This is a genomic window from Streptomyces sp. NPDC002742 (assembly GCF_042888885.1).
Lineage (GTDB): Bacteria > Actinomycetota > Actinomycetes > Streptomycetales > Streptomycetaceae > Streptomyces.
Window position 1 is genome coordinate 49,840 of the sequence record NZ_JBIAQF010000025.1, and the last position, 26,968, is coordinate 76,807.

The 26,968-nt window shown below is 70.0% G+C and carries 26 protein-coding genes and 4 pseudogenes; 12 read left to right on the top strand and 18 right to left on the bottom strand.

What is annotated here, in order from left to right; genetic code table 11:
• Positions 1 to 238: 238 nt before the first annotated feature.
• Positions 239 to 502, top strand: a complete 264-nt coding sequence (locus ACFYW8_RS34210) for a hypothetical protein (protein ID WP_389087002.1) — start codon at positions 239 to 241, stop codon at positions 500 to 502.
• Positions 503 to 748: 246 nt separating this feature from the next.
• On the opposite strand, the pseudogene ACFYW8_RS34215 reads toward ACFYW8_RS34210, so the two are convergent.
• A pseudogene (locus tag ACFYW8_RS34215) lies at positions 749 to 1,243 on the bottom strand (DNA polymerase III subunit alpha); the annotation flags it as partial.
• Between ACFYW8_RS34215 and ACFYW8_RS34220 the strand changes: the two are divergent.
• On the top strand, positions 1,179 to 1,523 hold the full coding sequence (locus ACFYW8_RS34220; RefSeq protein ID WP_389087382.1) for a hypothetical protein: 345 nt from the start codon (positions 1,179 to 1,181) through the stop codon (positions 1,521 to 1,523). The pseudogene ACFYW8_RS34215 and the gene ACFYW8_RS34220 overlap by 65 nt on opposite strands.
• A 29-nt stretch (positions 1,524 to 1,552) precedes the next feature.
• Positions 1,553 to 1,726 (top strand): annotated as a pseudogene (locus ACFYW8_RS34225) (hypothetical protein); the annotation flags it as partial.
• 76 nt (positions 1,727 to 1,802) lie between these two features.
• On the opposite strand, the gene ACFYW8_RS34230 reads toward ACFYW8_RS34225, so the two are convergent.
• Together ACFYW8_RS34230 and ACFYW8_RS34235 are read right to left on the bottom strand one after the other, a co-directional pair.
• On the bottom strand, positions 1,803 to 1,934 hold the full coding sequence (locus ACFYW8_RS34230) for a hypothetical protein (protein ID WP_389087387.1): 132 nt from the start codon (positions 1,932 to 1,934) through the stop codon (positions 1,803 to 1,805).
• A 606-nt stretch (positions 1,935 to 2,540) separates the two neighbouring features.
• Positions 2,541 to 3,047, bottom strand: a complete 507-nt coding sequence (locus tag ACFYW8_RS34235) for an RICIN domain-containing protein (RefSeq protein WP_389087007.1) — start codon at positions 3,045 to 3,047, stop codon at positions 2,541 to 2,543.
• Between the two features lie 610 nt (positions 3,048 to 3,657).
• Here ACFYW8_RS34235 and ACFYW8_RS34240 point away from each other — a divergent pair.
• Positions 3,658 to 6,357 carry a LuxR C-terminal-related transcriptional regulator gene (locus ACFYW8_RS34240; RefSeq protein ID WP_389087010.1) on the top strand — a complete coding sequence of 900 codons (2,700 nt, stop codon included), beginning with the start codon at positions 3,658 to 3,660 and terminating at the stop codon, positions 6,355 to 6,357.
• 307 nt (positions 6,358 to 6,664) lie between these two features.
• On the opposite strand, the gene ACFYW8_RS34245 is transcribed toward ACFYW8_RS34240, so the two are convergent.
• Positions 6,665 to 6,997, bottom strand: coding sequence for a hypothetical protein (locus ACFYW8_RS34245; protein ID WP_389087015.1), 333 nt, complete (start codon positions 6,995 to 6,997; stop codon positions 6,665 to 6,667).
• 728 nt (positions 6,998 to 7,725) lie between these two features.
• Here ACFYW8_RS34245 and ACFYW8_RS34250 point away from each other — a divergent pair.
• Positions 7,726 to 8,436, top strand: coding sequence for a DUF4232 domain-containing protein (locus ACFYW8_RS34250; protein WP_389087020.1), 711 nt, complete (start codon positions 7,726 to 7,728; stop codon positions 8,434 to 8,436).
• A 125-nt stretch (positions 8,437 to 8,561) separates the two neighbouring features.
• Here ACFYW8_RS34250 and ACFYW8_RS34255 read toward each other — a convergent pair whose 3' ends face one another.
• A complete protein-coding gene (locus ACFYW8_RS34255) occupies positions 8,562 to 8,822 on the bottom strand; it encodes a hypothetical protein (RefSeq protein ID WP_389087024.1) in 261 nt (86 codons plus the stop codon).
• Between the two features lie 169 nt (positions 8,823 to 8,991).
• On the opposite strand from ACFYW8_RS34255, the gene ACFYW8_RS34260 reads away from it, so the two are divergent.
• Positions 8,992 to 9,855 (top strand): transposase, encoded by an 864-nt coding sequence (locus ACFYW8_RS34260; protein ID WP_389087030.1) that lies wholly within the window; start codon positions 8,992 to 8,994, stop codon positions 9,853 to 9,855.
• A gap of 314 nt (positions 9,856 to 10,169) precedes the next feature.
• On the opposite strand, the gene ACFYW8_RS34265 is transcribed toward ACFYW8_RS34260, so the two are convergent.
• The 8 genes from ACFYW8_RS34265 to ACFYW8_RS34300 form a co-directional block, all read right to left on the bottom strand.
• Positions 10,170 to 11,855, bottom strand: a complete 1,686-nt coding sequence (locus ACFYW8_RS34265) for a ribonuclease J (RefSeq protein WP_389087036.1) — start codon at positions 11,853 to 11,855, stop codon at positions 10,170 to 10,172.
• A 355-nt stretch (positions 11,856 to 12,210) separates the two neighbouring features.
• Positions 12,211 to 12,936, bottom strand: coding sequence for a hypothetical protein (locus ACFYW8_RS34270; protein ID WP_389087041.1), 726 nt, complete (start codon positions 12,934 to 12,936; stop codon positions 12,211 to 12,213).
• A 506-nt stretch (positions 12,937 to 13,442) separates the two neighbouring features.
• Positions 13,443 to 13,793: a hypothetical protein gene (locus ACFYW8_RS34275; RefSeq protein WP_389087046.1), complete on the bottom strand. Its 351-nt coding sequence runs from the start codon at positions 13,791 to 13,793 to the stop codon at positions 13,443 to 13,445.
• Between the two features lie 209 nt (positions 13,794 to 14,002).
• Complete coding sequence (locus ACFYW8_RS34280) at positions 14,003 to 14,437, bottom strand: YdeI/OmpD-associated family protein (protein WP_389087051.1); 435 nt, start codon at positions 14,435 to 14,437, stop codon at positions 14,003 to 14,005.
• 160 nt (positions 14,438 to 14,597) lie between these two features.
• Positions 14,598 to 15,011, bottom strand: a complete 414-nt coding sequence (locus ACFYW8_RS34285; RefSeq protein WP_389087056.1) for a VOC family protein — start codon at positions 15,009 to 15,011, stop codon at positions 14,598 to 14,600.
• Between the two features lie 107 nt (positions 15,012 to 15,118).
• The gene (locus tag ACFYW8_RS34290) at positions 15,119 to 15,784 is read right to left on the bottom strand and encodes a glyoxalase (protein WP_389087061.1); all 666 of its coding nucleotides are present in this window, start codon (positions 15,782 to 15,784) and stop codon (positions 15,119 to 15,121) included.
• Entirely contained in the window at positions 15,784 to 16,305 is a 522-nt protein-coding gene (locus ACFYW8_RS34295) for a helix-turn-helix transcriptional regulator (protein ID WP_389087066.1), read from the bottom strand. Before ACFYW8_RS34295 ends, ACFYW8_RS34290 begins: the two co-directional genes overlap by 1 nt.
• A 307-nt stretch (positions 16,306 to 16,612) precedes the next feature.
• A complete protein-coding gene (locus tag ACFYW8_RS34300) occupies positions 16,613 to 17,023 on the bottom strand; it encodes a VOC family protein (protein ID WP_365880229.1) in 411 nt (136 codons plus the stop codon).
• A gap of 389 nt (positions 17,024 to 17,412) precedes the next feature.
• Between ACFYW8_RS34300 and ACFYW8_RS34305 the strand changes: the two genes are divergently transcribed.
• Entirely contained in the window at positions 17,413 to 18,327 is a 915-nt protein-coding gene (locus ACFYW8_RS34305; RefSeq protein ID WP_389087073.1) for a recombinase family protein, read from the top strand.
• A 301-nt stretch (positions 18,328 to 18,628) separates the two neighbouring features.
• On the opposite strand, the gene ACFYW8_RS34310 is transcribed toward ACFYW8_RS34305, so the two are convergent.
• Complete coding sequence (locus ACFYW8_RS34310; RefSeq protein ID WP_389087077.1) at positions 18,629 to 19,324, bottom strand: LuxR C-terminal-related transcriptional regulator; 696 nt, start codon at positions 19,322 to 19,324, stop codon at positions 18,629 to 18,631.
• Between the two features lie 82 nt (positions 19,325 to 19,406).
• Complete coding sequence (locus ACFYW8_RS34315; RefSeq protein WP_389087083.1) at positions 19,407 to 19,973, bottom strand: TetR family transcriptional regulator; 567 nt, start codon at positions 19,971 to 19,973, stop codon at positions 19,407 to 19,409.
• 277 nt (positions 19,974 to 20,250) lie between these two features.
• Here ACFYW8_RS34315 and ACFYW8_RS34320 point away from each other — a divergent pair, with 277 nt between their 5' ends.
• Entirely contained in the window at positions 20,251 to 20,724 is a 474-nt protein-coding gene (locus tag ACFYW8_RS34320) for a LuxR C-terminal-related transcriptional regulator (RefSeq protein ID WP_389087087.1), read from the top strand.
• Positions 20,725 to 21,598: 874 nt separating this feature from the next.
• Here ACFYW8_RS34320 and ACFYW8_RS34325 read toward each other — a convergent pair.
• Together ACFYW8_RS34325 and ACFYW8_RS34330 are read right to left on the bottom strand one after the other, a co-directional pair.
• Entirely contained in the window at positions 21,599 to 22,405 is an 807-nt protein-coding gene (locus ACFYW8_RS34325) for an alpha/beta fold hydrolase (RefSeq protein ID WP_389087092.1), read from the bottom strand.
• Positions 22,406 to 23,045: 640 nt separating this feature from the next.
• On the bottom strand, positions 23,046 to 23,405 hold the full coding sequence (locus ACFYW8_RS34330; RefSeq protein ID WP_365880217.1) for a helix-turn-helix domain-containing protein: 360 nt from the start codon (positions 23,403 to 23,405) through the stop codon (positions 23,046 to 23,048).
• A gap of 78 nt (positions 23,406 to 23,483) precedes the next feature.
• Between ACFYW8_RS34330 and ACFYW8_RS34335 the strand changes: the two genes are divergently transcribed.
• The 4 genes and pseudogenes from ACFYW8_RS34335 to ACFYW8_RS34350 form a co-directional block, all read left to right on the top strand.
• Positions 23,484 to 24,188 carry an SDR family oxidoreductase gene (locus tag ACFYW8_RS34335; protein ID WP_365880215.1) on the top strand — a complete coding sequence of 235 codons (705 nt, stop codon included), beginning with the start codon at positions 23,484 to 23,486 and terminating at the stop codon, positions 24,186 to 24,188.
• A gap of 139 nt (positions 24,189 to 24,327) precedes the next feature.
• Positions 24,328 to 25,683, top strand: a complete 1,356-nt coding sequence (locus ACFYW8_RS34340) for an MFS transporter (protein ID WP_389087101.1) — start codon at positions 24,328 to 24,330, stop codon at positions 25,681 to 25,683.
• Positions 25,684 to 25,969: 286 nt separating this feature from the next.
• Positions 25,970 to 26,167, top strand: a complete 198-nt coding sequence (locus ACFYW8_RS34345; RefSeq protein WP_389087107.1) for a hypothetical protein — start codon at positions 25,970 to 25,972, stop codon at positions 26,165 to 26,167.
• Between the two features lie 4 nt (positions 26,168 to 26,171).
• Positions 26,172 to 26,641, top strand: a pseudogene (locus ACFYW8_RS34350) (IS5 family transposase); the annotation flags it as partial.
• Here the strand turns inward: ACFYW8_RS34350 and ACFYW8_RS34355 are convergent.
• A pseudogene (locus tag ACFYW8_RS34355) lies at positions 26,629 to 26,922 on the bottom strand (mini-circle protein); the annotation flags it as partial. The pseudogenes ACFYW8_RS34350 and ACFYW8_RS34355 overlap by 13 nt on opposite strands.
• Positions 26,923 to 26,968 lie beyond the last annotated feature (46 nt).

The following is a 26,968-nucleotide window of genomic DNA, read 5'->3' on the forward strand; positions in this document are numbered from 1 at the left end:
TGCCGTTCGTGAGTACCGCGCTGGGGCGTCGGTCCTCTGGCTCGTGGCTTGAGCCGGGATCTTTCTCAGTGCTTTGTACACGCTCGTGCGGGACGCGCGGCGGCTCCGCGCTGGGCCCACCGGCTGACAAAGCTGGACGAGCCCCGATGTCTAGCCTTACCACATGAGACGCCGCCGAAGACCGTTCGAAAACACTCCATACCAAGCCCAAAATCTCCCTTCCTAAGGAAAGGCCACCATGCCCAAGTGGATAATCACTGCACACACGTTTGACCCGCCGCCCGCGATGCGCACGGTTTCGAATATCGAAGTAAATGAGGCGGAAGCTCTCAAGGAGCTTGATGTGGTCGTAAGTACGTACAATCCCGACATCATGAAGAATGTCAACCGTCGCGAGATATACAGATACTCCGAACGCCAGTATTTTGTGCGCATTCACGGGAGTTGGAACATAGTTGAATACTTTATTCAATTGGGTGAACTAATCGCCGATTCGGAATGACCGCACCTGTTGAGTAAGACACGCTCCCGTAGCCGGTGAAGCCGCCGCCGACGGCGCGGAACTCCAGGAGCTTCTCTTCGGCGCAAGTCCGGCCCTCCCAGGAATTCAGACCGCGACATCCGCCCGGCCGCAGCGGCCCTGGCCGTCCGGGACGCTGAACCCATCGCAGATAGCCCTTAATCCGCCCCGAGGACCAGCGGGTTCCTACTGAGACTCCTCCAGGAATGCGGGAACCCGTCCACTTCGGTCGGCGTACGGATGGAGGCGGGCCCCGGCGGTCCCGTCGGCGAGGGGGCGCTGCGGCGCGGCCGGCTGGGCGGGTATCGGGGCGGGGGAGGGCGGCCGAGGAGATCGAGGACGGCCTGCGGGCCGTAGCCGCGGCGGGCGGCGGCCACCTCGTCCAGATCCCACACCATCCGTCCGACCACCGTGCGCCTCGGTGTGCGCACGCCTGGTGGGAGTCCTCGACGTCGATCGACAGGGTCTCCAGCTCCGCACTGAGCTCGTCCGGCCGGTCATCTCCGGCAGACCGCTCGGCTCCGCCGTCACCAGATCCCCACCCAGCGGCAGCTGCCCTTCGCCCGCATGGCGATTGCGGGACTGTCGGTGCAGCTCGGTCGCCTGCAGCAGCAGATCCCTGCGGGTCAGCTCACCCGCGTGCGGGCCGAGCGCGCCAATGCGGATGAGGCTCTGCGCGAGGGGCAGGGATGCCTGCCTGCCCTGCGACAAGTTCGTCACGGACGCCAGCCGCCAGGACGAGCTCACGCTCCAGCTCGACCAGACCAAAGCCCTGATCGCACAACGGCAGGCTCAATTCACGTCGCGCTACGGACAGCCCATGGGAGAGGACAATGTGTGGCTCTCCGGACGGCTCGCCGAGACGAACGCCCTGTCCAAGGTCCTCGTTGCGCTCGATCGCGTCGGCGTTCAGGAGAGCGGGATGCTTCGCGCGGTGCGCGGAGCCGGCACACCGGATCGGGCGAAGCCGTCCGCTGCCCAAGGTGAGGAAATCAAGTGGTGAGCCCTCTGCCGGAGTATCTGCACCAGGCGGTGAAAGCGCGCACCACGGACGCCGACAAGGGAGCCCGAACCGCCCTCGCTCACATGGTCAAGACCGGCCGGGCCGTCAGTTTCACCGCCGTTGCCCGTGAGGCAGGCGTGAGTACCGACTTCCTCTGCAGACACCCTCAGCTTCGAAGTGTGATCGAACGCCACCGCGCGAAGCACGGCCAGGTTCCAGGGGTGCGCCGGGCTGATGCTGAGGCGCCGCCGTCGACCTCGGCGGCCGTGCGCGCGCCTGTCACAACAACAGCAGGCCCACCGCGAGGAGATCACCCGGCTGCGGAAGGCCCTGGAGGTGGCCCACGGTGAGAGCCTCGAACTTCGGCGCCGTCTGACCCAGTACGAACCGGACTGGATAGTCATTTCCCATCTTGAATTCGCAGGCGGGAGGGGCTGGCTTGGCGGCGGTCGGGGACGAGTGCGCAAGCGGCGGGTCGTGATCATCTGTCGTGTCTCATGGGGTGGTCGTTGGAGGGTACTTCTTCGGTGCTCGGTGGGTGCCTTCCACCGTGCTCGGTGACATGGCAGCGGTTTCGATGCCGGTGGCTGGTCGGGGCAGGAGCGGGATGGATTTGCCGGTAGCGAGCCAGCAGGCGAAAGAGGACAGTCGGTTGTCCCGCCTTCGGCTGCCGCATGCGGAGGTTCGGCCGGATAACCGGCCGAACCTCCAGGAACTCCGGCCGAACCTCCAGGAATAATTTTCCATTGGCGAGTGCCTTAGGCACTCAACTCGAACAGAGCGTCCCCGCGCCCGGGGAGGCACTCGACGAAGTCGTCCCGAAGTGTGACGCCACCACCAACGCTTTCCGCCGGGCATCGTGATGCAGGAGACTCATCCCCCACGGCCTTCGTACTGGTCAATTGCCTCTTTGGCTGGAGCACAGGATCAGACAAAGACCGTGTTCACGCTCCCAGAATCCCCGTACGAGCGATCATATTCGGAGCATCGTTCTCGGTCAGAGCGTAAGGAACAGGTTCACCGCCGGTCCCACCAATCATAGGCATCGGAGGGGGCGCAGGTCTGAGTCTGCGGGATCGTGTGATTGCCGACGCTCGGGGTGGTCAGACACAGGTCGTTTTCCGCGCTCTGCCACACCGTCACGTTCGGGTTCCCTGACAGCGTGTTGCGGACTCGCCAGAGCTGGACGGCCCTGGTGCTCCCGAAAGGATCGCAAGCCGACAGCGTGACCGCTCCCGCGCTGAGTCCCGAAGGCCCGGTGATGCACCATCCAGTCCTCTGGTTGATGAAGCGGTACATGCCGCTTCCCCAGAACTCCGTGATCCACTCCTCGTCGGAACCGCTGTCGCAACTCCACATCTGGAGTTTCGCGGCGTTGTCGACGTCGCTGTCGAGGCAGTGACTCGAATTGAAGATGCGAATGTTGGTCGCACCTGCAGCCTCAGCGGGCGCGCCGGTCAGCGCGATGGCCGACACCATCAGCGCGGTGGTGACGAGCGATATCAGAGTCCGTCGTGCGGACATGAGTCAACTCCCGTTTCTCGTATGGCGGTTGATGGTACTGACGTGCAGATTCGCCGAACTTGCCCGGTGCATGCCATCCATGCCGGAAGCTTTCATTCACTGGTGCGCAGCACCCGCCAGATGGAACTGACGTTTGTCCTCACGTTGATCCTTTCTCTAACGGGAAGGCGGAAGCGGGCGGCACCGCCATGACGCCCGTCATCGGGCGGCGGCCGGTCCGGGTCCTCTCATATTTCCCACTGTTGATCCGGAAAGCGGCCACCAAAGCTGCCGCCGTGGAAAGCGTGCCCGCGCTGCCGTGGCGCGGCATGAGTAGCCGGTACTCGACCGCCCCTGCAGGCCCGTCCATCGCATCGAAGGACCCGGGTCCGTGGTCCTGACGCCGCCACGTGCGACGCGGTGTCTTCCGGACAAGGAGTGAGTAACAATTACTCAGGTGCCGCGGATACCGTCCGGCGAAGATGACTTGGGGGAGAAACAGCACGACTCCCATGCCGGTGGCGTCGGCGCAGGCGACGCAGCGGTCCGCCAGGAAGACCCACCGGGTGGTTTGGCATCCGCGACGACGGCAGTGGAGCTCGAATTGACGGTTACGGGGACAGGGACGGGGATGGCTGTCAAACCGCCGTGGCCGCTGGTCGGCCGTGAGGCGGAACTCGCCGCCTTCACACGCATCCTGGGAGACGACGCCCACCGCGGTGTCATAGTCTGCGGCCCGCAGGGCGTGGGCAAGACGCGGCTGGCCGAGGAAATGCTGGCGCATGCGGTCATGGCCGGATTTCGCGCAGGCCGGGCCGCGGCCAGCGCAGCGGCCTCCTCTGTGGCGCTGGGCGCCCTGGCCCACCTGCTGCCGGCGGGAGTGGACCTGTCCGACGCGGTAACCAGGTTCCGGGCCTTGGCCAAGGCCCTCACCGGCAGGCAAGGAGACCGCTGGGCTTTCCTCATCGATGACGCGCACCTGCTCGACCCCGCCTCTGCGATGTTGCTGCGCCAGCTGATGGACGCCCGGGCCGTCCTGCTAATAGCCACCATCGCAACGGGCGAGGCCAGGACCAGAACCCCGACCGCCGACGCGTTGCTGCACGCGGACGCTGCCGTACGGTTCGACCTGACACCGCTGTCCGACGAAGCGGTCGAAGAAGTCCTGACCCGCACGCTGGAGCGGCCGCCGGCCAAACGCGTCTGCTACGCGCTGGCCGCAGCCAGCGGCGGCAACCCCCTGTATCTGAGAGAACTGACCATCGGCGCCCTCGACAGCCGGGCGCTGCTGTCCGACGGCGACCTCACCGAGCTGTGGGAGGTAGGACAGTATCTGGGCACGCCCAAACTGACCGAGTTGATCGAGCAGCGGCTGGCGGCGGCCGGCCCGGCATCACGTACCGCTCTGGAACTGCTGGCGCTGTGCGCGCCGGTTCCGCTGGTCGATCTCGATGGGACCGCACCCCTGGAGGTTCTGGCCTCCTTGGAGGCCGCGGGGCTCATCACGGTCGCCCAGGACGGTCGGCGCACCCAGGTGTCACTGGCCCATCCTTTGTACGGTCAGGTGCTGCGTGCCAAGGTCCCCGCTCTGCGCAGCCGTCGGATCCTGCTGCGACAGACGGAACGGACCCTGGCCAGGGGCCGACGGCGGGCCGATGACGCGTTACGCATGGCCGTCTGGCAGCTGACCGCGACCGGCCGCGCCGACGCCGGGCTGCTTGGCGAAGGTGCCGCGACCGCCCTGAGGGCATTCGACTACTGCCAGGCCCTGCCCCTGCTGACGGCCCTGCCCCCGGCCGAGCACTCGACACGGACACGGCTGCTCCTGGCACAGACACGGTTCATGTGCGGGGATTCGCAGGGCGCGGAACAGTCGCTGGCCGACGCTGACGCGCACGCGGCCACCGAAGCGGAACGGGTCGCTGTCACCCTGCTCAGGACAACGAACCTGCTCCACGACGGTCGTCCGCCCACCGAGGTCCTCTCGCACAACACGCTCGTACGATCACAGGTCACCAGTCCCGGGGGCGGCGCGGACCTCGAGATGAACGAGGGCTCGATCCTCATAGCGTCAGGCCGGCCCCACGAGGGACTCGCTCTGCTGTCCGGCCTCGAACCCGCCCTCGAAAGGCACCGCAGCCGCGACATCTGGTTGCACCATGCGTCGTTCCTGCCCTTCGGGCTGGCCATGGTCGGCCGGACCCTGGAAGCCGTCGCCTGGGCCCACGACGCGCACACGGTGCACCTGAGCGACCCCGCCGTGCCGGCATCACACCCAAGTGCCCGTCTGCGGGCCGTCGTCATGGCTTTGACCGAGGCAGGGCGCCTTTCCGAGGCAGCCAGGGTCGGCGAGAAAGCTTTCGCCGACCTGGTTGCTGCAGGAGTCCTGCACAGCCGGGTGTGGCTGGCCACCCTCCTCGGACGGACACACTGGCTGGCCGGACGGGCGCAGTCGGCCCGTCAGTGGTACAGGGAGGCGATTACCGCCGCTCGCCGGATGGACCACCTCGGCGCCCGGCGCGTCGCCCTCAGCGGCATGGCAGCGGCCTGCGCGGTCACCGGAGACTTCCCCGCCGCGGAGGCCGCGCTGGCCGAACTGGCCACCGTGCGGATGGAACAGGGCACCTCGCTCGGAATGCTGTCCGCCGGCGAGGAGGAACTCGGTGCCGCCTGGCTGGCAGCCATGCGCGGCGACCTCGCCCGCGCCCGTACCCGGCTCCGGGCAGCCGCCCGGATCGCACGCGCCAGCGGACACGCGAGCAGCGAGGCGCTGCTGCTCACCGACATCGCCCGGCTGGGCGGTGCCAAAGACGTGGCGGCGCCGCTCGCTGCCCTCTCCGACCGCTGCGACGGTGCCCTCGCGCCCGCACGATCCCAGTTCGCCGCAGCCCTGGCCAACGACGACCCCGAGCAGCTCATCGCCGCCGCTGCCCGTCTCGAAGCCGTGGGCACCATGGTCCTGTCCGCCGAAGCGGCCACCGCCGCCTGCGCGGTCCTGCGCCGGCACGCACTGCACCGCAGAGCCGCCGCGGCCATGGCCAGCGCCGAGATGGCACTCACTCACTGCCAGTCCGTCACCACCCCCGTGCTCGCCACCGCCATCGGCACCCGCTCCCTCACGTCACGGGAACGAGAGGTCGCCCTGCTGGCCGCGTCCGGTGCCACGAGCAAGAGCATCGCCTCCTCCCTCACCCTCTCCGTCCGAACGGTCGACAACCATCTCCAACGGGCGTACACCAAGCTGGGCATCACCAGCCGCCACGAACTCGCCGCCCTCCTCGTTGCCCGCTTCGCAGCACGATCCGCGCCCATTGAGGGCTGTTCGTCTTGAATTCGCAGGCGGGAGGGGCTGGCTTGGCGGTGGTCGGGGGTGAGAGCGCGGGCTGCGGACTTCAGGCCGTGATCATCCGTCAGATGCCCGCTACGCAAAGAGCCTCCGGCAGGTTGGCAGTCTGCGACGAACAACCAAGGCCCCGCCGAGGACGCTGAACCCGCGGTCCACCAGACCCGGGCCAGGATGCGAGCACCCGAGTGGGCGGCAGCTTTCACCGCAGAAACGATCAACTCCGCGCCGCTCACCCGTGCGCCGGCGAGCAAGGGACCGCTACCGCTATGGGCCAGCGGCGGCTGCCGTCGGGTCAGTCGTGCAGCGGACGGAGGTGGGGGTGGAGGTAGCGCCAGTCCAGGGCGATGTTGCGCAGGGCTGCGGTAACTGCGGGCCCCAGATCACCGGTGGCCACGAGCTCCTCGCGCAGGAAGTCGCTGCCCCGTCGCATGTCTCCCGTGCCGGTCCGGGGGCCGAGGAAGTCGGTGTTGAGGGTGTCCTGCAGCGACGTGACGTCCTTCCCGCCGGGGGCGATGTGCAGCTCGATGGGCGGTGTCGGCAACGCGGCGGGGCCCAGCAGTTCCAGGCTGAGGGCGGGCAGGGCGTCGTGGGCCAGGGAGCGGACCGCCTTGTAGCAGGCCTGCATCCGAGCGCCGCGCCCACCGCGTTGAGCCCCTGGCCGTTGTCGTCGTTGCGTAGATGGAGCGGCCACGAGGCCGGAACGCCGTCGGTCTCGGCAGGGGAGGAGGTGATCAGGATGCCGTTGCCGGGCTGGCGGAGGTCCAGGTGCTGCATCCCGGCGGTGGAGTGGAACGCGGTGCCGAACCACTCCGTGGTCGGTCGGCCGCTCTCGCCCCGTGGGCGGCGCGCGGCTTCCTCACCGACTCCCCGCCAGCTGATTGGTCATGGAGAAGGCCGCCGGGGACCCCGTTCCTGACGGTCGGGCCGGCCGGGCCGCGTTCAACCCTGGGGACGCCGGGGGAGGTGTGGCTGGATGGTCCGGTACTCGGGGCCGGGCTTGGGCGTGACATCACCGGCGCCGGCCGGGGTGGTGCTGAGGGTGTTGGGGCTGGGTGTCGCGGGGGTCACGTGCGCGGTGGACCGCTGGTGAACCGTTTCGCGGATGGGCGGGGGCGCCTGGTGGCCCTGCTCTGTGCCGCAGCAGCCGAAGGCGCTGCGGCACTGACGGGTACGGCGTGAACACCGGTGTTTCTGGGCCCAGTTGTCTTGTTACCGAATGCGGACAGAACCGGGTGAACGATGCTTGTCCCGGCGTCATCTCATGGGGTGTAGCGAAACAGCCGATGCGGCCGGCCGCCCTGCGAAAGCAAGGGAAGGTGCCGTGTCCTGACAGATCATGGGGGAGCTTTCATCATGACCACGTACCGTGCCCGTCGTACCGCCCGTACCGCCGCTCTGGCCACCGTCACCGCCGCGCTGGCGCTGGGTCTGACCGCCTGTGGCGGCGCCGACGGCGGCTCGAAGGCGGCGGGACCCGACCACAGCGCGGGGACCGCCCAGAGCCGGTCCGCATCCGGCGGGGACGCCAAGGGCAGTGCGGCGCAGGCCAACAGCAGTGGTGACACCAAGGAAGGGGCGCCCTCGGCGACTGCCGCGGGCGGGGCGCAGGAGATCGCGAGCAAGAGCACAACGGCCGGCGCCCGGCAGTGCCACGGAGACGAGATGCTGGTCACCGCGGTGCACCGGTTCGCCGGCCAGCAGGGCGACCACCTGCTGCTCACCGCGGTGAACGAGGGCACCAAGCCCTGCTGGGTCACCTCCTACCCGGCCGTGGTACTCGACTGGAACACCAACAACGTCGCGCTGCCGCACTCCAAGAAGGACGCCCCGGGCGGCGACAAGCACATCACGCTCCAGCCCGGAGGCAAGGTATACAGCGCGGTGAACCTCTTCGACTACGGCTCCAAGAACCACACGGCGCAGTCGCTCGCCTTCGCGCTGCGCGGCGAGGAGGGTCGCCCCGGCCCCTTCTACTCCGTCGTCAGCAAGGGTCAGAACCAGAAGTTCACCTGGAACGAGGCCGACGTGCTGAACTGGAACGCCAAGAAGCCGTACGACTTCTGACGGTTCACTGGTAGACGCCCTGACCTACGGCGGCAAGCCGAGGCCGGACCGGTCTCTGCTCCGATGGGCTGGACTTGCGCGTGAACGCCAGGATCGGTCTGTTCCTCCGACGCCATTTTCCTCGTCTACGCGGCCTTGCGGGGGCGGGTGACCGCGTATCCCGCTGGCCGCGGCCGGGACGACCGTCGTCGCTCCCGGTCGGGCAGACCGGACCACCACGAGACAGCACGGGGCCTGGCCGTGGGGACGCGGCCGGGCCCCGTGCTGCTGCACCCGACGTCTACCGGCACCAGTACTTGACGCTCGGCGTCGTTGCCCTCGACCAGCTTGCGCAACGCCACGACCGCGAGCATGATCCCGGCCACCTCCAGGGGAAAGCCCGGCATGCCCGCGGTGTCGGTCGGCTGGAGACCCTCATGACAGGGAAGCCCCACAGGGCGCGGTCCAGGTCGAGAACACCGCTGGTGACCGGCGTGGGGGCGGTCGCGAGCATCGTGTTCACGGTCCTTCACTAGGCTCCCTGGAGTTGTCGGATTCGACGGCTCTGGAGGGGACTTGGACGAGGAGTGCGGCAATGGGTGGAGAGCCGAGTTCTACGACTTCCTCAAGCCCCCGCCGAGCCTGATCGACGAGAAACTCACATCCCTCGCGTCCTTCGGCGACATCCATGTACGAGCCGCCCGGAACGCTGATCGGCACGGTACGCCGGGGCAGCCGGAGGGTCTGCTGTCGCTGGATGCGATCGGTCCCGACGAACGTCGGCTGCTGTTCTGTCGCACGGCTGAGGGACCGGAGCCGCTCGCGTTGTGGCTCGAGCCGAGCGGGCTGCCGAAGAAGCCGGACGGGTGGGAGGGCACCTGCCAGGCCGCGAACGCCCGGATCGCCGAGAAGTGGGTGCGGTGGACGGCGCCGGAGCTTGAGGGCGAGGAACGCAAGCGCCGTAAGGAGCTGTGTCCGCTCTGGGCCCGGCCCCACATGTGCCGGCATTCTTTTGCCCTGAAATGGTTCTCTTTGCTGTCGATGGTGTGGCAGCCGTCGGTTAACGGATTCACGGCCCGCGAACTTGCCGATCTGCGGGAGCAGTTCGGTGACGTCTGGTACGCGTTGTCCGAGCGCGACTTCATCGCGTTGATCGACGGCACCCATCGCCTCGTCAAGGTGCCGATCGTGCTGGTCTGGGACCGGCTCAGCACTCATGTCTCCCTTGCCATGCGTGAGTTGATCGCCGAGTGTGAGTGGCTGACGGTGTTCGTGCTGCCCGCGTACTCGCCGGACCTGAACCCCGTCGGGGGGTATGGGCCCACGTCAAGCACAGCCTGGCCAACCTCGCCGTGGTCTCCCTCGACCGGTTCGAAATCCTGGTCCGCAACCGGCTCGAACGCATCCAGTACCGGCCCCACACCCTCGACGGCTTCATAGCCGGCACTGGCCTGATCCTCGGCAATCCAGCGTCACCTTGACGAGCCGAAGTCAGGTAACGACTCCCACTGGGCGAATAGATGTGCCGGGCCCACCGGGACCCGGCACACACTCGAGTGAGATCCGTACGAACGAGTTCCGCCGCCGTGCCGCGCCCGCCAGTATGGAACAGGTGGCAATGTCACCCCTTCGCTGCCCGAGTGTCATCGGCTGCGACCGACTGCGTGGCGACTCCTCGGGCGGCTGCTGACTCCCGTGCCCGGCTTCGATACTCGCGAGGCCGGCCCCGGCAGTCAGGGGCCGTGCTGCCGGGCTCAGGCGTCGATGATGACGGGGATGATGAGGGGCCTTCGGCGGTAGGTGCGAAACGCCCAGTTCGCCACGGCGCGGGCGATGAGCTGTTCGAGTTGGTGCGCGTCCCCGATGCCTTCGTCGGCGGCGGTGGCCAGGGTCTTCTCGATGACGGGGATGACCGGCTCGAAGGTGGTGTCGTCATGGGCGAAGCCGCGGGCCAGGAAGTCGGGGGTTTCGGCGAGGGCGCCGGTGTCGGCGTCGACGATCGCCACCACCGTGACCACACCCTCTTCCCCAAGCGTGCGGCGGTCCTTGAGGGAGGCTTCGGTGACGCCGCCGACTTCCATCCCGTCCACGTAGACGTTGCCGGCGGGGACTTTGCCGGTGATGGACGCGCGGCCGTCGACGAGGTCGACGACGACGCCGTCCTCGGCGATGACGACCCGGTCGGGGTCGACGCCGGTACGGATGGCGAGGTCGCCGTTGGCCTGCAGGTGGCGCCATTCGCCGTGCACGGGCATGACGTTGCGGGGTTTGACGATGTTGTAGCAGTAGACGAGTTCGCCGGCGCTGGCGTGCCCGGAGACGTGGACCTTGGCGTTGCCCTTGTGGACCACGTGGGCGCCCCACCGGGTGAGTCCGTTGATGACGCGGTAGATGGCGCTCTCGTTGCCGGGGATGAGGGAGCTGGCGAGCAGGACGGTGTCGCCCTTGCCGATACGGATCTGGTGGTCGCGGTTGGCCATCCGTGACAGCGCGGCCATCGGTTCGCCCTGGGAGCCGGTGCACACCAGAGTGATCTTGTGGTCCGGGAGCTTCTCCAACTCCTTCGTGCTCACGACCAGACCGGAGGGGACCTTCAGATAGCCCAGGTCACGGGCGATGCCCATGTTGCGGACCATCGACCGGCCGACGAAGGCGACCTTACGGCCGTGCTGGTGGGCGGCGTCCAGAACCTGTTGGATGCGGTGCACATGGCTGGCGAAGCTGGAGACGATGACCCGGCGCGGCGCGGTGCGCAGCACCTGCTCGATCGCCGGGTTCAGCTCACGCTCGGAGGTGGTGAAGCCGGGTACTTCGGCGTTGGTGGAGTCGGTGAGGAACAGGTCCACGCCCTCCTCGCCGAGGCGGGCGAAGGCACGCAGATCGGTGATGCGGTCGTCGAGAGGGAACTGGTCCATTTTGAAGTCGCCGGTGTGCAGCACCATCCCGGCGCCGGTGCGGATCGCGACCGCGAGGCCGTCCGGGATGGAGTGGTTGACCGCCACGAACTCGCAGTCGAAGGGGCCGAAACTGCGCCGGTCGCCTTCTCTCACGCGCACCGTGCGCGGCCGGATGCCGTGTTCCTTGAGCTTGGCTTCCAGGAACGCCAGCGTCAGCTTGGAGGCGACGATGGGAATGTCGGACCGCTCGCGCAGCAGGTAGGGCACGCCGCCGATGTGGTCCTCGTGGCCGTGGGTGAGGACCACGGCCACGATGTCGTCCAGCCGGTCCCGGATGGAGGTGAAGTCCGGAAGGATTACGTCTACGCCGGGCTGGGTCTCTTCGGGGAACAGCACGCCGCAGTCGACGATGAGCAGCTTGCCGGCGTGCTCGAAGACGGTCATGTTGCGGCCGATCTCGCCCAGGCCGCCTAGGGCGATGACCCGCAGCCCTCCTTCGGGAAGGGGCGGAGCGGCTTTCAGCTCGGGGTGCGGATGACTCATGCCTGGACGTTACCCGGAGATTGGGACGAGGTGATCCATTGCCTGGGCGATCTCTTCCTCCTGTCGAGCGGATCGAGCGGTGCTGGCAGCAGGCCAACGACCGCCTCACCGGCCGCCTGCTGGGCTCCGGCTCCTAGGGCGGCCCTAGGGCGGGCCTAGCTGCGTGTGACGGCCGGCTCGATCGGCGGGCCGTCCGCGGGCCGGTGAAGGACACTCGACGACGACCGATGCTGACGACCATCGACAGCTGAGTCGCAGGTCGCAGCGTTGATCGATTACACGGCCGCAGGTCAGGGACCCGGCCCGTCAGTTCTTCGGCTCCTCGGGCGCTCTGCAACGTTTTTTAAAAGGTTGATCACAGCGGTCCGTTGCGCACCCCGCGATGTCCGGGCGGAAGTGCAGTGCCCGGAGGGACGAATCTGTATCCGCCACCCACGACCGGGTGAGAAGAGATGATGAGGCGGTTCATAATCTCTTCGAACCAGGCGGCAGCGATCTGGCCGAGACGTTCCGGGGAGCCGGCGGCACTGAGCGGCGCCACATCCCCGGTTGGTTCCGGAGTCTGGTAGTTCTGGCTGTGGCGTTCGCTGCAGAAGAGCCGGTTACCGATGACAGTCGCGCCCAACGTCATGAAGATCAGGCCCCTCTCCCTTTCACGTCGATCGACCAGATTCGCTATGAGCGTGAGAACCTCTTCCCTCCGGTCCAGCGCCTCGTCCAGCGCAGTGTGGTAGGCCGTGTGCTCAGCTGGGGGCTCCCACCGGGACTCCCGTGCGGCAGGGTGTACGTCCTCCTGGTCGTCTTCGTCCGGCCCGAAAACGAGCACGACGGTGTCACTGGGTCGACATTCCGGCCAGGAGCGGGCGGACTCCCTCACGACGTCCACGACCGCCTGCTGTCGGCTGTTCAGTTCGTCGTCCTCGAACCAGTCGTCATACACGCACATGAGGTTACGCGGGCGGCAGAAGATGCGGACCACTTGGAGCTGTGCAGCAGCGAAGTACAGCAACCATCGCGACCACAGCCGACCGCCGCCGGCCAGAGCCGACCGGATGACCAGCCGGCAGACCTCAGCGACCACCCTGCCCGTAGTTCGCATCGAGAGGTCGTGGCACGGTCTTTGGGCCATGCCACTCGCGTGCCAGAACGCACGGGGACTCACGGGGAACCAAGGTTCGCCTCGGCGATGCCGACAGGCGGCGCCCAGGAAAGGGAATCCCAAGGTCACGCCAGTGATCGCCCAACCTCGCTCCTAAAGCGGGCGTCGCAGATTCGAATCCTGCCCGGGCTAAAACAGCAGGGCTGGCCCAAGCGGTCTTCCTCTCCGACCCGTCCCTCGTCATCTGAAGGCGAACGGCTCTGTTCCGGGCAGGGCCGCTAGCCGTGCTGAACAGGAGTTGCGATCTGGGGATACTTCGGTCTCATCGGCGGTCTGCGTCGTCATGCCAGGTCAACGACGCGGATCGCCGTGCTGCACTCCACCCATCGGGTGACGCGCTGGGCCTAACGGGCCGGTACTGAGCCAGAGCCGCGATGCTGGCGCCCTCGGCGTCGCGCTGTGGCGCTGCGGCTGGTGGTGCCGGGTGCTCACTCGGTGTCGGTGTAGTCCAGGAAGTCGGCGACGGCGGGTATACCGCGGCGGCGGGCGAGCTTCTTGCGGAGGTCTTCGAGGGTGTGGGTGCCGCGTGCGGAGGTGACGCCGCCCATCCGGTCGACGGCATCGTGCGCGGTGGCCACGGCGGCGTCGACGTCACCCAGGTTGAGGTGGGCTTCGGCGAGCCGGGCCAGGTAGATGGCGTGACCACGGGGGAAGGCGTCGCCGTTGTAGGCCTCCTGGCTGGTGTGGACGGCGGAGGCTTCCAGGAAGTGGACGACGGCCCGCTTGGGGTTGCCCAGGTTGAGGGCGGAGCTGCCGATGAGCTGGACGGGTAACCCCACTCGATGAACTTCACGGAGTACGCCGCGCTGAATATTGTGTCGCCCGGCCAGTGCTTGGTCACGGTGCCCAGTATGAACTCAAAGGCCAGGAACCGGTACAGACCGGTCATGAGTGGCTTCGGCATGCTTGTCTCTTCAGCGGGAATTTGGGCAGGGTCGGGCCTTTGCGCGGCGGGTTCACAGCCGCGCGGAGTCTCGTTTGTCGGGGGTCAGTCCCGCAGGGTGGCGATGGCCTTCTCGATACGCCGCTGACGTGTCTCGGGTTTCTTCGCGCTCTCGATGGCGCGTACATGCTCGCGCTTGCGGCCGTGGGCAAGGTTGTCGTACGCGGCGCGGGCGAGCGGGTCGTCGTCCAGGGCTTGTGCGAAGTCCGGGGGCTCGACGACGACGCGCGGCTCGGTGTCGAGCTCCAGCTCGACCTCGGCCTCCTCGCCGATCTCGACACCCGCGGCCTGCCGGTTGGCGTTGCTGAGGCCGAGCAGGTGGCGGCCTCGCAGGATGGCGACCCGGCTCTTCCAGGAATGCCCGTTGACAGTGATCGTCACCGGTGGCCGGGCGCCGCCGTCGAGCGCTGCTACCACCTCGGGCGGAACCTCCAGGCCCCGCATGGGCTCGGGTGGCTCGACGTGGGCCCGAAACTTCATGATCTTCCATCCTTCTGTTGTTCTGCCGGCCCACCGCGGATCCGGCCTGCTCGGCTCCGATCGCCGCTCCCGCTTCCCCCGCCGGAACCATCGCCGTGTCCGGGACGGCTGCGGCACGCGCCGCAGCCGTCCCGGACGGCTGTGAGGCAAGAGAGCGCGGCTACTCCGCGTAGGGCTGGTCGGTTCCTTGGGCGCTGTAGCCGACACTCCAGATGTAGCCGTCCGGGTCGGCGAAGGTGCCGCCGTACCCGCCCCACGACAGAGCGCCGGCGGGCTTGAGGACCGTGGCGCCGGCCTTCTGGGCCTCCGCCATGATCTCGTCGGCCCGTGTCTGGCTGCGGACGACGTAGGTCAGAACCAGTCCGCTGAAGCCGCTGCCTTCCGGGTCCGTGCCCACCTGGTCGGCCAGACCCTCGCGAGCGTAGAAGCCGACCGGCGAGGCGCCGTCCGGTGCGAAGAACACCGAGATGCCGAAGTCGCTCTGGATCTTCCAGCCGAGTCCCTCGGTGTAGAACTGCTTGGCCCGCTCCATGTCCCGGACACCGAGGAGGATCGAGCTGACGTGCGCCTTCATGCCTTGCTCCTTGGACTGTAGATGTATGCGTGCCGGACAGTCGGGCCAGGGCCCGGCTGTCAGGTCGGCGTGTGTTCGCCGGTCAATCGGTAGGACAGGGTCGGGAGTCAGGACGGCGTGGCGGCGAGCGGCTCGGCGGTCTCCCAGGCGAAGCCGTCCGGGTCGGTGAAGGCGTCGGCGGTGCTGCCGAGGACGATGCGGTGCGAGCCGGTGCCGTCGGCGGGGACGCCGAGGTCCTTGGCCAGGGCGCGGCGCTTGTACAGCGCCAGCGTGAGGGGGCTGGTCTGACCGGGGGCGAACTCGGCGTACTTGCCGCCGAAGCTCTTGGCCACGGTCAGGCCCCGGCCGGCGTACAGCTGCTTGGTGGCCTTCACGTCCTCGACGCCGATCAGCAGGACGACCGCGTCGATCTCGCGGGTGGCGGGGCCGGTGTTCTTCTTCTCCGAGGTCGCGATCTTCCAGATTGTCCCGTCCGGGGCCTGGACGACGCCGCTGTAGCCCCACAGCGACTTCTCGGCGGGCTTCAGCACCGTGGCGCCGGCGTCCACGGCGGCGCTGACGAAGCTGTCGACGGTGGCCGGCCCGGTCACCGTGAGCGCCAGGGTGAAGCCGCGGAATCCGGTGGAGTGCGCCTCGGACGCCCGCAGGCGTATGTGCGTGTCCACGCCGAAGGCGCTGTAGAAGCGGCGGGCGGCCTCAAGGTCGGCCACCTCAAGGGTGACGGACGCGAGGGATGTGCGGGCTGCGGTGGAAGTGGTGGTTGCCATGACCATCACGCTAGGGGCTGCGCGGCGGCCGGGGCTTCTCGATTCCTGACCGGTCTTGAGACTTGCTTCGCCACGCACGCCGGCATCCCCTCCACCTTGATCGCCGGCCCCGCATCGCGGGTCGTACCCGCCGCATCGGCATGGTCGGCCGCCGCTTTTGCCGCCTGGCGCCGCAAGGCCCCGGGCGGCATGCCGACCAGCTCGGTGAAGCGGGTGGTGAACGTTCCCAGCGACGCGCAGCCGACCGCGAAGCAGACCTCGGTGACGCTGAGGTCGCCCCGCCGCAGCAGCGCCGTCGCCCGCTCGATGCGACGCGTCATCAGGTACGTATACGGCGCCTCACCGTAGGCGGCCCGGAACTGCCGACTCAGGTGCCCGGCGGACATGTTCACATCACGGGCGAGCGCCTCCACGTTCAGCGGCTGCGCGTATTCCCTGTCGATCCGGTCGCGGACACGGCGCAGCCGCGCGAGATCAGCCAGACGCTGCGCCTGCACGCGCGCACGCCGCCATTCAGGCTTACACATGAGACCCCTCCCCTTCGTCTTTCATCTTCCATTTCCATCGGCGCCTTCGAGCGTCCGGGTGCCCGCCTCGGCGGGCACCCGGACGCTCGGTGGTGTGGACCGGCCCGCCGGACTCGACCAGCCGCCGGTCGAGCAACTGCCGGACAGCAGCGGGACGGAGCCCGGGCTCATGACCGGTTCGACGAGGACCCGGACGCGGCCCCGGCGGGCGACCGGCGGGGCAGGCACTTTCGCTCCGGTGCGCCGCCGCGTGGCTTATGGGAGGCCGCGAGGCCGGCCCGCACGGCCGCATCGATACCTGCACGGCTCAGCGCAGCTCCTGGATACGGACCAGGTTGCCCGCGGGGTCGCGGAACGCGCAGTCGCGGACGCCGTACGGCTGCTCGGTCGGCTCCTGGACGACCTCAGTATCACCGGCCTGCACCTTCTCGAACACGGCGTCGAGGTCCGGGGTGGCCAGCAGGATCCAGCCGTAGGTGCCCTTGGCCATCATCTCGGTGATCGTGCGGCGCTCGTCCTCGGTGATGCCGGGATCGGCGGCAGGCGGCGCCAGAAGGATCGACGTGCCCGGCTGACCGGCCGGGCCGACCGTGATCCAGCGCATCCTGCCCTGCCCGACATCGCTGCGGACCTCGAAGCCGAGGATGTCGCGGTAGAAGGCGAGCGACGCGTCCGGGTCGTCGTGCGGAAGAGAAGTCGCGTGAATGGTGATGTCCATGGTGGGCAGGCTAGAGGCGGCTCCGTGAACCGTGCTTCTCGATTCCTGATCGATCTGGACACGCCCGGACGTTCACGGGCATGGCACGCGGAGCGCACTCGCTTCCCGCGACGGTGCACCCGATGCCCCGTCAGCCGCCCTCCAGGGGCAACGGAGACTTGACGCCGGTCTTTCGTTCCGGCATATCACCCTCCCCGCCCTGGCTTGCGCCGCGGGCAGCATCGTTCGAGTGTCGGAAAACGATCGAATGACGACAGGCGCGGCGGGCGTCCGACGAACCCGGGCTTTTCGGGGCTCGTTGGCGGCGCGAATCCGATCAGATCCGATGACGGCTGATGACAGGGTCTGATGACACCTGGGTCCGATGCGCCGGCAAGGAGCGAGGAAGCGTGGCCAATCTGGTCTGCAAGAGGATGTCGGCCGATCGGCAGTCGACCGCCCGGCAGAACCTCGTCCTGGACGAGGCCGGGATCGAGGAGCCGATCGTCTTCGAGGAGGAGCCCGGAACCTCCAGCCGCCTCCACCCGCTGGAGCGGCCGAAGTTCGGTGAGCTGCTCACGTACGCGCGTTTGGGCGACACCGTGCACATCTCCGAGATGTTCCGCCTGGTGCGCGGCACTGGGCACATTCTCGACGTGCTCGATGTCCTCCATCGTGACCAGGTGGCGCTGCGTATCCACGACGGCGCGTTCTCCGCGATGGACCTCACCGCACGCCACCCCCGCACCGGGGAACTGCTGTCCACCGTGAAGTTCATGGTGCAGACCCTCGCCGCCGCCGGTGAACTCCAGCGTGACCTCCAGCGGGAGCTGACGCACGAGGGGCTGCGGGCCGCCGAGGCGAAAGGCGACAAGGGCGGGCGCCGCCCGGCCGTCCCTGCCGCGAAGGCTGACGCAGTTCGCACCGCGTACCTGGAGGGTCGGTCCATCGCGGCCCTCGCCCGCGACCACGACGTCAGCCGCGGCGCCATCCGTACCGCAGTCGCCGGCCTCCTGCCCGAATACACGGCCGTCGGTCAAGGCGCTCCGGCTCTGGAACTGCCGGTCGTCCTCGGCATGCCGGGCAAGGTCGCGGACTTCCTCCGCGCCGCCGAGCTGGAGCCCGCCGAGCGGGCCGCGCTCGACCAGGGCGTGACCGTACGGCGCGGCCAGGGCTACACCCTGCGGGTCAGCACCGAGCCGGAGGTCCACCGCCAACTCCTCGGCCGCTGCCAGCCGCTGGGCAACGCCACGGCGATCCCGACACAGCGCAAGGCCCGCCGCGAGTACGCAAACCGCGTCAACACGCTCCGGGCCGACAACTGAAATCACACGCTGTCAAAACTTCTGACAGCAACACCGGTTCTCTGGTCCGTTCCTACCGGACCCCCGTATTTCGTCAGTTCCTTCCGGGAGGGGTTGTTGTTGTTGTTGTTCGTGGCAGATGTTCTGGCGGGGTCCGGTGCGGGTGTTTCGGGGTGGTGCCTGCTCGTGCGGTGATCATGTGTCCGGGGTCCGGGGGCGGGTTTGGGGGGTGGGGTTGTCCGGTGTCCGGGTGTTGTCCCGGGGTTCGGGGGTGGGTCCGGTTCGGGGTTCGGGGGTTGGGGTGGGTGGTGTGTGGGTGTGTTCAGGTGGCTATGCGTAGGGGGTGTGGGGTGTGGGTGTGGGTGTGGTCGGGGTGGATGAATCGCATGTGGGCGGCTTTGTTGACGGCGTCGAGGCGGCTGACGGCGTCGAGTTTGTCGAAGATGTTGCTGAGGTGGCGTTTGACGGTGCCTTCGGTGATGCCGAGGCGGGCGGCGATCTGGCGGTTGCTCAGGGCTGCTGCTGCGTGGCTGAGGACTTCTATCTCGCGTGCTGAGAGGTCTGGTCCGGTGGTGGGGTCGGTGCGGTTGGTGTGTGGGGGGCGTGGGTGCAGGGGGAGGGTCACGGTGCGGTAGGCGCGGGTTTCGCGTTGTGCGTGGACGGCGTCGATGAGGGCGTTGTAGCCGATGCTCTTGTGGAGGTAGCCGTGGATGCCCAGGTCGAGCAGGGACTGGACCAGGCGTGGCTGGTCGAGCATGGACAGGACGAGTACGTGGCAGGCGGGTATGCCGTGCAGGAGGCGGTTGACGAGGGCTTCGCGGTTGTCGGCGGTGGTCATGTGGATGTCGAGGACCACGAGGTCGGGGCGGGTGCGGGTGACCAGGGGGAGCAGTTCTGCGGTGCGGCCGGTCTGGCCCACGACCTCGACGCCGGGCTCGGTGTCCAGCAGCGCGCACAGGGACTCGCGCAGCAGGCTCTGTTCGTCCGCGATCACGACACGTATGGGTGCAGGGGGCATGGCGGGCGGTACTCCTGTGTCCGGGCCGGGTGAGTGGCCGGCGCGCCTGGGTGGACAGGGCGGGAACCGGGGTGGCGGTTCTTCAGGGGGTGTTGAGCAGTTTCAGGGCGATGTCGGTGACTTCTTGTGCGTCGCGGGGGCGGGGGCGCAGTTCTTCGGGGGCGGCCGCGCCGGCGCCGGCGCAGGCGAGTGTCAGGAGGCAGCCGGCGATGAGGTGCGGCGGGTGGTCGGCGGTGGCTGCTCCTTCTTCCTGGGCGGCCCGTACGGTCTCGCTGGTGTGCCGGAGCAGGTCGGACAGGACGGTGGGCGGCTGCGCGGTGGGGTGTGAGGCGTGCAGCCGCAGTGCCGCGCGCAGCCGGATGTCCGACCGCAGCCGTGCGCCGAACTCGCCGACGAGCCGGCGCAGTGTGTCCACCGGGTCCGGTGCTCTGCTGTCGGGGTGCAGGGCGGACAGGGCCAGGGCGCCGTATGCCTCGAGCGCGGCCGCGACCGCCTGTTTGGAGGTGAAGTGCCCGTACACCGCGCCCTTGGTCATGCCGACCCGGTCGGCCACCGCCTGCAGTGTCGTGCCTTCGTGGCCGTGCGTGGCGAACTCCTCGGCGGCGGCGTCCAGAATGCGCTCGCGGGTCCGCTGGGCCCTGTCCTGCATCCCGCCTCCTCCTTAAAAAAACCTTCTCGAAGGAATCATATGGGGGGAGGGCGGGCCGCCGCAACGGCGGCGCACGGCCGGATGTGCCTTTGAGCGCGCCGGCGTGTGACGGAAGTCGTAGCGGCGGCGGCCCGGGCGGTCGGGCGTCCTAGGTTCCTGGCGCAGGGGCTGCGCACCGCGCTGCTGCCTGCAGTCTGCTGACACAGCGTCATCATCCGTTGCCGGCAACGGCCCTCTTTCCGCATGTCCTTGGGGAGAAGCAAGGAGGAGGCTAGACGTGGAAGAAGAACCGGCCGCGAGACTCACCTGCCGGGAGCTGGATGTGCTGCCCCTGCTGGCCTGGGGGCTGAGCAACCGGCTCATCGCCCGCAGGCTCGGTATATCCGAGAAGACCGTGAAGAACCATCTCGGCAGCATCTACTTCAAGATCGGTGCCACCGACCGTACCCAGGCCGCCCTCTACGCCCGCCATGCCGGTCTGGCCGTCCCCGGGCAGGCGGCTGTGTCCGCTGCGGCGCCCGTTCCCGCCCCCGGGCAGGACGTGTTGTCCGCCGGGGACGCCCTGACCACGCGTGAGCGGGGTGTGCTGCGCCTGCTGGCCTGGGGGCTGAGCAACCGGCTCATCGCCCGCAGGCTCGGTATATCCGAGAAGACCGTGAAGAACCATCTCGGCAGCATCTACTTCAAGATCGGCGCCACCGGCCGCACCCAGGCCGCCCTCTACGCCCAGCACGTCGGCCTCGCTTCCTGAGCGGCCCGCAGCGGGATCCTCTTTTCGGGCACCTGTGCCGCACGGGCACGGGGGAGCCGGAGCACCGCCGCGCGCAGCGCGATTCCCGCTCCGGCCCCGCCCGCCTGCCCGCCTGCCGCCCGGCCCGCCCGCCGGCCGCCCGGCCCGCCCGCCGGCCGCCCGGCCCGCCCGCCTGCCGCCCGGCCCGCCCGCCGGCCGCCCGGCCCGCCGGCCGCCCGGCCGCGCCGCCCGCCGGCCTGCCCGCCGGCCGCCCGGCCCGCCTGCCGCCCGGCCGCGCCGCCCGCCCGCCGGCCTGCCGCGTCGCCCGCCCGCCGGCCGTCCGTGTCGTCGGCCGGCCGTGGGGTCGCTGTCGGCGGGTGTGCTGGGTGCGGCTCGTCGGGGTGCGGCCCGGCCGCGTGCAGCGCGATTCCTGCTCCGGCCCGGTGCGCCCGCTCTCCCGCCGCCCGCCCCGCCTGCCCGCCCGCCTGCCGCCCGGCCGCGTCGCCCGCCTGCCCGCCCGCCGGCCTGCCGCGTCGTCGGCCGGCCGTGGGGTCGCTGTCGGCGTGTGTGCTGGGTGCGGCTCGTCGGGGTGCGGCCCGGCCGCGTGCAGCGCGATTTCTGCTCCGGCCCGGTGCGCCCGCTCTCCCGCCGCCCGCCCCGCCTGCCGCCTGCCCGCCCGCCTGCCGCCCGGCCGCGTCGCCCGCCTGCCCACTGGTCGGCCGGCCGCGTCGTCGGCCGGCCGTGGGGCCGCTGTCGGCGTGTGTCCTGGGCGCCGCGGCTCGTCGGGGTGCGGCCCGGCCGCGTGCAGCGCGATTCCTGCTCCGGCCCGGTGCGCCCGCTCTGCCGCGGTCCGGCCCGGGTGTGTGCCGGCCGGTGCGGGCATGGCCGTTCGCCGTCAGTTTTCCCCGGTGAGGAACTGCCGTACCAGTTTGCCCGCCTCGTTTCGGCACTCCTCGAAGTAGGCGTGGCGGGCGTGCGGGAAGAGGTGGGTGCGGGCACCGGGGATCCGGGAGGCGAGCAGCGCGAGGTTGTCCGGCGGGGTCAGCCGGTCCTGGCCGCCGTGGAGGATCAGGGTGGGTGCCGCGATGCGCGGCAGTTCGCTCCAGGCGTCGTGCCCGTTGCTGGCGATGAGGTGGCCGCGGCGCGCGTGGGCCGGCATCCGCGGGTCGCCCAGGGTGTGGTAGGGGCCGGGGTGCGCGGCCCGCCACAGGGGCGTGTACATCAGGTCGGCCAGTACCCGGCGTACCGCCTGCGCGTCCGGCTGTGCGAGGGAGCGCCGTACCGACGCGTCGCGTTCCACGGCGTGCGCACCGCCCGGGGAGGTGCAGCCCAGGACCAGGCGGCCCACCCGTTGCGGGTGGCGGATCGCGAGGTGCTGCGCGACCCGGCCGCCCATCGAGGTGCCGTACACGTCGGCGCGTGCGATACCGAGCGCGTCCAGGACCGCGACGACGTCGTCCGCGAACTGCCGGACGCAGTACGGCCCCTCGGGTTTGCCGCTGTCGCCCGTGCCGCGCAGGTCCAGGGTGAGGGTGGAGCGCACGGTGTGGAAGTCCCCGCGCACGCCGTCCCACCAGTGGTGGTTGTTCGCCTGCCCGGCGAGCAGCACCAGCGGCGGTCCCTGCCCGTGGTGCTGGTAGGCCAGGGCGGTGCCGTCCTGGGCGCGGGCGAAGCCCGCAGCCGGCCGGTCGTGTCCGGTCATCGCCGTCCTTCGCAGGGGCCCGCGGGCATGCGGGCGGCGCCTGGTGTCATCGGAACTCCTGCGGGGGACACCCCGGCCTTCGCCTTCGGGCCGGGGCGGGGCGGGCCGGGGGCCGGTTTCCGCCGGCGGGGGAGAAACGCACTCCCGCAGAGCGGGGCGGCGGCCCGGGATCCGCCGCCCGGGGCGGATCGCGGTGCCCCGGCCGGCGGGTCCGGTCCGTCACCGGCGGCGGGCCGGCGGATCCGGCCCGGGCGGCGGGCAGTTCGAGGACTCCGGCCCGTACCCGGGGGCCCCGGACTGCCCCGGGGGCGGGAAGGAGCCCGCATTCCCCGGCCGCGCCGTTGCCGGGGCGGTCCCGGGGCCGCGCCCTCCCGGTGACGGGACCGGGAGGGGGAGCGGGAGAGGGGGCTGCCCGGGTACGGGCAGGGGCAGCCTCGCACGGCAGGCCGGGCGCACCGCTGCCGGGCGGGTGCCGGCCCGGCCCGCCGGTACGGGTGCCGCGGCGTCGGGTGATCGCCCGTGGGGAACCTGACGCGTGATCGCCCGTGAGGAGCCTGCCGCGTGATCGCCGGTGAGGAGCCTGCCGGGCCCCTGTGCCCCGGCCGCGGCCGGGGTGCAGGCCGGCGGCCGGGGTGCAGGGTCACAGAACCGGCTGCCGGCACCGGGCCGCCTCGATGTCCGGGACGTGTTCTTCGGCCCAGAGCCGCACGGCGCGCAGCGGGACGAGCAGGGAGCGGCCCAGCGGTGTCAGGGCGTACTCGACGCGGGGCGGGTTCTCCTCGTACGCGTGGCGGCTGACCAGGCCGTCGGCTTCCAGGGAGCGCAGGGTCTCGGTGAGGGTCTTGGGGGTGATGCCCCGGATGTGCCCCTTCAGTTCGGTGAAGCGGCGGGGGCCCTCGTCGAGGGCGTTGACGACGAACACGGTCCACCGGGCGCCGATACGGTGCAGCACCGTGCGGCTCGGGCAGGTCGCTGCCATCACGTTGTACGCCTTGCCCATCGCCGCTCCCAGTTTCGTTGAAGATACCGGTATCAAAACCATACCGTGGCACCCGATCCTACGAAAGGGAGTCGGGACATGGAACGGATCCTGGTCATCGGCGGTGCGCGGGCGCTCGGCGCGGCCGTGGCGAGGCGTGCGGCCAAGGACGGGTACGAGGTCGTCGTCGGGGCCCGCGACCTGGCCGCGGCCGACGCGCTGGCGGGCGAGATCGGCGCGACGGCGGTGCGGGTCGATCTGCAGGACGAGTCGACGCTCGCGGCCGCGGCCAGGCGGCTGGACGACGGAATCGACCACATCGTGACGACCGGCTCGGCGCCGCACGACGTTCGCGCCACCGAGCTGGACCGCGACAAGCTGCTGGCCGCGTTCACGGCGAAGGTGGTCGGCCCGATGCTGGTGGCCAAGCACTTCGCGCCCATCCTGCGGCCGGCCGGGTCGATGGTGCTGTTCTCCGGTGTGGTCGGCTGGCGCCCCGGGCCCGGATCACTGGTCAAGGGCGTCACGAACGGTGCGGTCGAGTACGCCGCGCGCCATCTGGCGGCGGATCTGGCACCGGTACGGGTCAATGCCGTCTCGCCCGGTGTCGTGGACTCGGGCGCCTGGGACCGCCTCGGTGAGAAGAAGGCCGCCCTGCTGAGCACGAGCGCGGGCAGGACCTTCGTCGGACGCCACGGCGAGGCCGACGACGTCGTCGAGACGGTGATGTGGCTCCTGCGCGCGGGTTTTGTCTCCGGCGAGACGATCCACGTCGAGGGCGGCGCCCGCCACACGTCCGCCTGACCGGCAGCCGCGTGCGTCAAGCCGTGCCGGGCAGCGCCCGTGAGCGAGGAAAGCACCCGCCGGCCCGGCCGGCGACGGACGGCGTTCTCGGCACGGGGGCACCCGGACACGTCATCACCCGAGCCGAAGGGACAGCCAGTTGGACACCACGAGTCAGCGCCGGCGGAGCGAACCGGCCCAGACAACGGCCCGGACAGCGGCCGTCACGGCGGAAGGGACGGCGGCCGTCACGGCGGCCGTCACGGTGGAAGGGGCGGGCGCCGGGGGAGGGGTGCCGGCCTGGCTGGTGGCCCGGGGCCTCCTGCCCGAGACGAGTCCCAAACGCGCCTTCGCCGCCGCGACCTTCATCAACCAGATCGGCAAGGGCCTGTTCATCTCCGGGGCCGCGCTGTTCTTCACCCGCTCCGTGGGCCTCCCGGTCGCCCAGGTCGGATTCGCCCTGGGCACCGCCGCCCTGATCGGGCTCGCCGCCGGCATCCCCGTGGGCCACCTGGCCGACCGGCGCGGCCCGCGCGAGGTCTTCCGCCTCGCGATCGTCGTGCAGGCCCTCGCCGTGGCGGCACTGGTGGTCGTGCGCTCGGTCCCCTCGCTGATCGCGGTCCTGTGCGTGGCCGAACTCGCCACCGCCGCCGGCCAGGCCGCCCGCGGCCCGCTGACCCGCGCCCTGGGCGCCCCGAACCCCACCCGCTACCGCTCCTACCTGCGCGCCCTCAACAACATCGCGCTCGGCTGCGGAGCCCTCGCGGCCGGCGCCGCCGTCCAGCTGGACACCAGGGCCGCGTACGTGAGCCTCATCCTCGCCACCGCCGTCGCGTTCCTCGTCTCCGCGGCCCTCATCTCCCGTGTCCCGTCCGTGGCACCGCTCGACGCCCCGGCGCAGGGCGGCCGCTGGCTGGCCCTGAAGGACAGACCGTACGTGGTGCTCACCGTCCTGGACGGCATCATGTCCATCCAGACCCAGGTGCTGATCTTCGCCCTGCCGCTGTGGATCATCGGGCACACCCAGGCGCCGCGATGGTTCGTCGGCGCCAGCGTGGCGGTCAACACCGCCCTGGTGGTCTGCCTGCAGGTGCGGGTCAGCCGCGGTGTGGACAACAACGCCGCGGCCGGCCGGGCAGCGCGCCGCGCGGGGGCGGCGTTCCTCCTGGCCACCGCTCTCATCGCCGCGGCGGGCGGTGCGCCCGGATGGATCGCCGTGGCCGTCGTCGTGCTCGGCGTGGTCGTCCACACCGTGGGCGAACTGTGGCACAGTGCCGCCTCGTTCGAGCTGTCCTTCGGCCTCGCCCCGGAACACGCACAGGGCCAGTACTCGGGCCTGTTCGCCATCGGCCAGGGCCTGTCCGGCGCGGTCGGCCCGCCGCTGCTCGGCCTGGTCTGCATCGGCTGGGGCGAGCCGGGCTGGCTCGTCATGGGAGTCCTCTTCCTCGCCGCCGGCCAGGTTGTCCCGCTCGTCGTGAACTGGTCCGACCGCCTGCGTGCGCACAACCCGGGCTAGAGCCGGGCCAGAGCGTGTCTCCTTGATCCGCCGGCCGGTCGACCGGATGTGTCCGTCCGGTGAGTGGTCGCTGATGCGATGCGGGACCGGACCGAGCCGCTGATGCCGGCCGGTCCGGTCCGGTCCGGTCCGGGCAGCAGGTAATGGCCTTGCTGCGGTGGTGGGGCTCAGCGATGCTGGACCGGTGCCGGGGCAGAGGAAGAGGAAACGTCAGAGGCAACGTCAGCAGCAGGAGCAGGCACAGCGGGCGGCCGCTCGCTTCGCGCCTGACGCGGGTCGCTGGGAGGTGCTCTTCGAGACTCAGGACGAGCCGCAATGGCGTGCTCACCTCCGCCGTCTGCGAGCCTCGGACACGCAGATCGACTGGACGGCGGTGCGGGTGGACATGCTCTGCGGGCGCCTGGTGCAGCAGACCACCTACCGGCTGAGCCTCTTCGTGCCGAACTCCGCGCCCGATTCCGGCCAGGGACCGCCCGGTAATTGATCTTGTGACTGGTAGGGGTGAGTCGACCGGCACGGCGTGGGAGCGGACAGAGCCCTTGTTGCCGCAGGCGGACGGGCGTGGCCGTCCGCCTGCGGCAAGATCACCGGCAGGTGGTCGACGGGGTGCTGTGGCGGCTGCGGACCGCAGCCCCCTGGCGTGATCTGCCTGAGCGGTACGGGCCGTGACGGACCGTCTGCGAGCGGTTCGCCCGCTGGGAGGCGGACGAGACCTGGACGGACCTGCGGGAACACGTCCAGGTCCACGACGATGCGGTGGGCCGGGTGGAACGGACCGTCCCGATCGACTCCACGATCAGCCGGGCCCGCCGGCACGCGGCAGGTGCCCGCGAAAAAAAGGGGGGACACGAACAGGGATGAACCGGAAGGTCCGGGCCGCGCGCAGGCGCGCCGGGCCCTCGGCCGGTCCCGAGGCGGGCTGACCGCCGAAATCCCCCTTGCCGTCCCGGCTGCCGGTTCGCGGCAGCGGGCGCTCTGCCCGGCGTGTTCGCCGGGCAGAGCGTGAGCGGGAAGCCGACGGCGGGACGCATCTCGCGGTCGGGGTCCTCCCCGGTCCAAGGGGCCCCGGTCTTCCTCGCCGGGGAAGACCACATGGAACCGGTAGTACTCGACCCGGCGCAGCTGGTTGATCACCTTGCTCATGGTCATCAGCGGTGAGCCCGGCAGGAGCGCCTTGCGGGCGTTGTGCGCAAAGACTCCGTCGCACGACGTGGCGCGGGCGGTGTCACGTGCGCAGTCGGCACGCCGGGGGGCTGGGACCTAGGTCCTATTTTGACCGGGCCCA